2 protein-coding genes are annotated in these 6374 nt (G+C 74.4%); both read left to right on the top strand.

Features of this window, described 5'->3' with window-relative positions:
- Positions 1-3920: amino acid adenylation domain-containing protein (locus AB0D10_RS45650; protein ID WP_360268840.1), on the top strand; the 3920-nt coding region annotated here is incomplete at its 5' end.
- The coding region (locus tag AB0D10_RS45645) for a condensation domain-containing protein (RefSeq protein WP_360268838.1) at positions 3920-6374 on the top strand (2455 nt) is incomplete at its 3' end. The genes AB0D10_RS45650 and AB0D10_RS45645, both read left to right, overlap by 1 nt.

The raw sequence follows: 6374 nt of genomic DNA, 5'->3' as shown, positions 1-6374 counted from the left end.
GGCGGGCGGACGGGAACATCGAGTACCTGGGCCGCACCGACGACCAGGTCAAGATCCGTGGCTACCGCATCGAACTCGGCGAGATCGAAGCCCAGTTGGCGGCTCAGCCCGGTGTGGTCCAGGCGGTCGTCGTGGTCCGTGAGGACGTGCCCGGCGACAAGCGCCTGGTCGGCTACGTCGTCGGCAACGCGGGCCTCGACGCGACGGCCGTCCGCGCCGGCCTGGCCGAGACGCTGCCGGACTACATGGTCCCGGCCGCGATCGTGGCCCTGGACGCCGTACCACGGACGGTCAACGGCAAGCTGGACCGCCGGGCGCTGCCCGCGCCGGACTTCGGCACCACCGGCTCGACCGCCTACCGTGCGCCGTCGACGCCGCAGGAGCAGGTGCTGTGCGAGGAGTTCGCCCAGGTCATCGGCGTGGAGCGGGTCGGCGTCGACGACGACTTCTTCGAGCGCGGCGGCCACTCGCTGCTCGCCGTCTCGCTCGTCGAGAAGCTGCGTGCCCGCGGCGTCCCGGTGGACGTGCGGACGCTGTTCACCTCGCCGACCCCGGCCCGGCTCGCCGCCGCGACCGCAGCCGGTGACACCCAGGGCGTCGTGGTGCCGCCGAACCTCATCCCCGCCGACGCGACGCACCTCACCCCGGAGATGCTGCCGCTGGTGGAGCTGACCGGGACGGAGATCGACCGCATCGTCTCCGCCTTCCCGGGCGGAGCGGCCGACATCGCCGACGTCTACCCCCTCGCCCCGCTCCAGGAAGGCATCTTCTTCCACCACCTGATGGCCGCCGGTGAGGGCGGACGCGACATGTACGTCGTGCCGGCCCTGCTCACCCTCGACTCGCGTGGGCGGCTCGACGCGTTCCTGGACGCACTCCAGCAGGTGATCGACCGCCACGACATCCTGCGCACCGGCGTGTTCTGGGAGGGCCTGGCCGACCCCGTGCAGGTCGTCGCCCGCCACGCGCAGCTGCCCGTCGAGACCGTCACCGTGACCGGCCCCGCCGAGCAGGCCATGGACGAGCTCCAGGCGGCCTGCCCGCCCGTGATGGACCTGACCCGGGCGCCGCTGCTGCGCGCCTTCGTCGCGGCCGAACCCGGCAGCGGGCGCTGGCTGCTGGCACTCCAGCGGCACCACCTGGTCACCGACCACACGGCGCTGGACATCCTCCTCGGCGAGATCCGGGCCGTGCTGGCGGGCGAGCAGGACCGCCTGCCCGCGCCGCTGCCGTTCCGCGAGTTCGTCGCGCAGGCCAGGCTCGGGGTCTCCCGCGAGGAGCACGAGCGGTTCTTCGCCGACCTGCTGGCCGACGTGGCCGAGCCGTCCGCGCCGTTCGGGCTGCTGGACGTGCGCGGCGACGGCAGCCGGGTCAGCGAGGCGGAGCAGGTGCTGGCGCCGGAACTGGCCGCGCGGGTGCGTGAACTCTCGCGGGTCCTGGGGGTGAGCCCGGCGACACTCTTCCACGTGGCGTTCGCCCGCGTGGTGGCTGCGACCGCCAACCGTGACGACGTCGTGTTCGGCACGCTGCTCTTCGGCCGGATGAACGCCGGCAGCGGCGCCGACCGCGTGCCGGGCCTGTTCATCAACACCCTCCCGGTCCGCCTCGACACCGCCGCGCACACCGTTGCCGACGCGGTCGGCGCGATGCGCGGGCAGCTCGCCGACCTCCTGGTCCACGAGCACGCCCCGCTCGCCCTCGCCCAGCGCGCCAGCGGCATCGCCGCCCCCGCACCGCTGTTCACCGCCCTGCTCAACTACCGCCACAGCCAGTCGGCCGAGGAGGTCGAGGGCACCGGCCTGGCAGGCGTCGGGCACGCCGAGCACGGCGAGGACCGCACCAACTACCCGCTCACGGTCGCGGTCGACGACTTCGGCTCGCGGCTTCAGCTCTCCGTCCAGGCCCTCGCGCCGATCGACCCCGAGCTGGTCTGCGCGCTCGCGCTCACCACGCTGACGGGCCTGGTCGACGCCCTGGAGACGGCCCCGCAGACACCGCTCGCCGCCGTCGACGTCCTCGACGAGGACCGCCGCCGGACGCTGCTGCGTACCTGGAACGACACCGAGGCGGACATCCCCGCCGTCAGCCTCACCGACCTGTTCGAGGCCCAGGTGGCCCGCACCCCGGACGCCGTCGCTCTCGTCGCCGACGACACCGCGATCAGCTACGCCGAGCTCAACGGCCGGGCCAACCGCCTCGCCCGCGTGCTGGTCGAGCGCGGCGTGACGCCGGACTCGCTGGTCCCGGTGCTGATGCGGCGCTCCGCCGAGCTGGTGGTCACCCTGCTCGCGATCCTCAAGGCGGGCGGCGCGTTCGTACCGATCGACGCGCGGGCGCCCGAGTCCCGGATGGCCGTCATCCACGCCGACGCGGGCGGCGGGCTGCTGCTCGCCGACACGCTGACGCGCGAGCACCCCTTCGTGCGCGACGTCGAGGCGGCCGGCACCGACGTCCTGGTGATCGAGCCCACGACCGGAACCGGCGCCGGCTCCGAGCCGGGCGAAGACGCCGACCTGGATGTGCGCAACCTGCCGGACCAGCGCGTCTACGTGATGTACACCTCCGGCTCCACCGGCGTCCCGAAGGGCATCGCCAACACCCACCGCGGCGTGGTCGACCTCGTCTCGGACCGCTGCTGGAGCGAGACCGGCCCGCACCGGGCGCTGTTCCAGGCCCCGCACGCCTTCGACGCGTCCACCTACGAGCTCTGGGTGCCGCTGACCTCGGGCGGCACGGTGGTCGTCGCGCCGGAGGGCCGGACGGACGCCGCGGCGATCCGGGCGCTCAGGCAGCGCCACCGGCTCACCCACCTGCACCTCACAGCCGGCCTCTTCCGGGTGCTGGCCGAGGACGATCCGACCGCGTTCGCGGGCATCCACGAGGTCGGCACCGGCGGCGACATCGTCCCGGCGAGCGCCGTGCGACGCGTCCTGGAGGCCTGCCCCGGCATCGTGGTCCGCAACACCTACGGCCCCACCGAGACCACCCTGTGCACCACGCAGGTCCCCGTTACGGACGTGGAGCAGATCCCGCCGGTACTGCCCATCGGGCGGCCCATGGACAACAGCCGCGCCTACGTCCTGGACGCCGCGCTGCGGCCGGTGCCCGTCGGCACCGTCGGCGAGCTGTACCTGGCCGGGACCGGTCTGGCCCGAGGCTACCTCGGCCGCCCCGCGCTGTCCGCGGAGCGCTTCGTGGCCTGCCCGTTCACCAGCTCGGGCGAGCGCATGTACCGCACCGGCGACCTGGTCCGCTGGACGCACGACGGCCAGTTGGAGTTCGTCGGCCGCGCCGACGACCAGGTCAAGATCCGTGGCTTCCGCATCGAACTCGGCGAGGTCGAGGCCGTGCTGGCCGCGCACCCGGCGCTCGCCCACGCGGCCGTCATCGCCCGCGAGGACCGGCCCGGCGACAAGCGCCTGGTCGCCTACGCCGTCCTCGCCGACCCGGCCGACGCGGCCACCGTCACCGGCGAGGATTTGCGGCGCCACGTGGCCGCCTCGCTGCCGGACTACATGGTCCCCTCGGCGGCGATCCTGCTGGACGCGCTGCCGCTGACCCCCAACAGCAAGCTCGACCGCAAGGCCCTGCCCGCCCCCGAGGTCGGCTCGAGGGTCGCGCACCGCGCGCCGACCACGCCGCGCGAGGAGCAGCTGTGCGAGGCGTTCGCGCAGGTGCTGGGCGTCGAGGTCGAACGGGTCGGTCTGGACGACGACTTCTTCGAGCTCGGCGGCCACTCGCTGCTGGCCACCAGGCTGGTCAGCCGGGTCCGCGCCGCCCTGGACGTCGAACTGCCGCTCCAGGCGCTGTTCGAGGCGCCGACCGTCGCCGGCGTCGCCGCGCGGATCGAAAGCCTCACGACCACCAAGAAGAAGGCACGGCCCGCGTTCCGGCCGATGCGCGGGCAGAAGGAGTCCTGATGATCCCGGTTTCTTTCGCACAGCAGCGGCTCTGGTTCCTCGGCCAGCTGGAAGGACCAGGCGCCACCTACAACATCCCGCTCGGCCTGCGGCTGGCCGGCACTCTCGACGCCGAGGTGCTGGACGCCGCCCTGCGGGACGTCGTCGGCCGGCACGAGGTGCTGCGCACGGTCTTCCCTGCCGTCGACGGCGAGCCCTGGCAGGACATCCGGCCCGCCGACAGCGTCGGCTCACTGCTGACCATCGTCGACGCCGCCGGCCTCGACGAGGCGGCGCTGCGCGACCAGGTCGCGCGGGCGTCCGGGCACGCCTTCGACCTGGCCGACGAACTGCCGCTGCGGGCCTGGCTGTTCAGCCGGAGCCCCGAGGAGCACGTGCTGCTGCTGGTGGTGCACCACATCGCGGGAGACGGCTGGTCGATGGGACCGCTGGCACGGGACGTCTCCACCGCCTACGCCGCTCGGCTGGCAGGCGGCGAGCCCGAGTGGGACGAACTGCCGGGCCAGTACGCCGACTACGCGCTGTGGCAGCGTGAACTGCTGGGCGACGAGGACGACCCGGAGAGTCTGCTGACCGAGCAGCTCGGCTACTGGCGCGAGGCGCTGGCCGACCTCCCCGAGGAGTTGGCGCTGCCCTACGACCGTCCGCGCCCGGCCGTCGCCGGACACCGCGGCGGCACCGCCGCGTTCGCGATCCCGGCCGAGGTGCACCAGCGCGCCGCCGACCTGGCCCGCGCCCACGGCGGCACCCTGTTCATGGTGCTCCACAGTGCGCTGGCCGTGCTGCTCTCGCGCCTGGGCGCCGGAACGGACATCCCCGTCGGCACCGCCGTCGCCGGCCGCATGGACGAGGGCCTGAACGACCTCGTCGGCTTCTTCGTCAACACCCTCGTGCTGCGCACCGACCTCTCCGGCGACCCGACCTTCGCCGAGGTGCTGCGCCGCTCCCGCGAGGCGGGGCTCGGTGCCTTCGCGCACCAGGACGTGCCCTTCGAGCGGCTGGTGGAGGACCTCGCCCCGTCGCGGTCGATGGCCCGCCACCCGCTGTTCCAGGTCATGCTGTCGCTCCAGAACAACGCCCAGCCGCAACTGGACCTCCCGGGCCTGACGGTCGCGGCCCTGGAGGGCGGCGAGGCCCCGGCCAAGTTCGACCTCGCCTTCACCTTCGGCGAGCAGCCGGGCGCCGCCACCGCCGCGCCCGCGTCCGGCCTGTGGGGCACCGTCACCTTCGCCGCCGACCTGTTCGACCCGGCGACGGCGCAGCTGCTCGGCGACTGCTTCGTCCGTGTGCTGGCGGCCGTCGTCGCCGATCCCCGGCAGCCCGTCTCCCGCGTCGAGATCCTGGACGCGCCCGAGCGCGACCGCATCCTCGCCGACTGGAGCACGGGCGCCGCGCCGCGTCCGGAGGCATCCGGCACACTGCCGCAGCGCTTCGCCGCCCAGGCCGCCCGCACCCCGCAGGCCGTCGCCGTCGCGGCGGCCGACGGCGTCGAGCTGACCTACGCCGAGCTGGACGCCCGCGCCAACGGCCTGGCCCGGCGCCTGGCGGCCGAGGGCGTGCGCGCCGAGAGCGCCGTCGCGGTGCTGATGGACCGCTCCGCCGACCTCGTCGTGGCGCTGCTCGCAGTGGCGACGGCGGGCGGGTTCTTCGTGCCCCTGGACTCCCGCTACCCCCTCGCCCACCGCGGGGCGATCGTCGCCGAGACCGGAGCGAAGCTCGTGCTCACCGACGCCGCCTCGCGCGAGGAGGCCGAGGCGCTGGGCCGCACCGTCGTCCTGGTCGGCGACGAGCCCGGCGAGCCAGGCGACGCCCTGGAGGTCGCCTGCGACCCGCGTCGGCTCGCCTACGTGATGTACACCTCCGGCTCGACGGGCCGGCCCAAGGGCGTGGCGGTCACCCACCGCGACGTGGTCGCGCTGGCCTCGGACTCCCGCTACGCCGGGGCGGCGGCGTTCGACCGGGTGCTGGTGCACTCGCCGTACTCGTTCGACGCCTCGACGTTCGAGCTGTGGGTGCCGCTGCTCAACGGCGGCCGCGTCGTCGTCGCGCCCGCCGGCGAACTGTCGGCGGCGGCACTCGGCCGCGTGGTCGCTGAGCAGGGCGTGACGGCGCTGTGGCTGACGGCGGGCCTGTTCGCCGTCGTTGCCGAGGAGGAGCCGGGCAGCCTGCGCGGCGTGCGCCAGGTGTGGACCGGCGGCGACGTGGTCTCACCCGCCGCCACCGCCCGCGTCCTGAACGCCTGCCCCGGACTGACGGTGGTCAACGGCTACGGCCCCACCGAGACGACGACCTTCGCCGCCACCCACGCGGTGACGCGGGCCCCCGAGGGCGCGTTCCCCATCGGGCGCCCACTCGACGGCATGCGCGCCTACGTGCTGGACGAGCGCCTGCGGCCGGTTTCGGCGGGCTGCGTGGGCGAGTTGTACCTCGCGGGCGCGGGCCTGTCGCGCGGCT

The organism is Kitasatospora sp. NPDC048545 (assembly GCF_040651155.1).
Taxonomy (GTDB): domain Bacteria; phylum Actinomycetota; class Actinomycetes; order Streptomycetales; family Streptomycetaceae; genus Kitasatospora.
The sequence above is the reverse complement of the archived record's forward strand: the minus strand, read 5'-3'. Positions and strand labels throughout refer to the sequence as shown.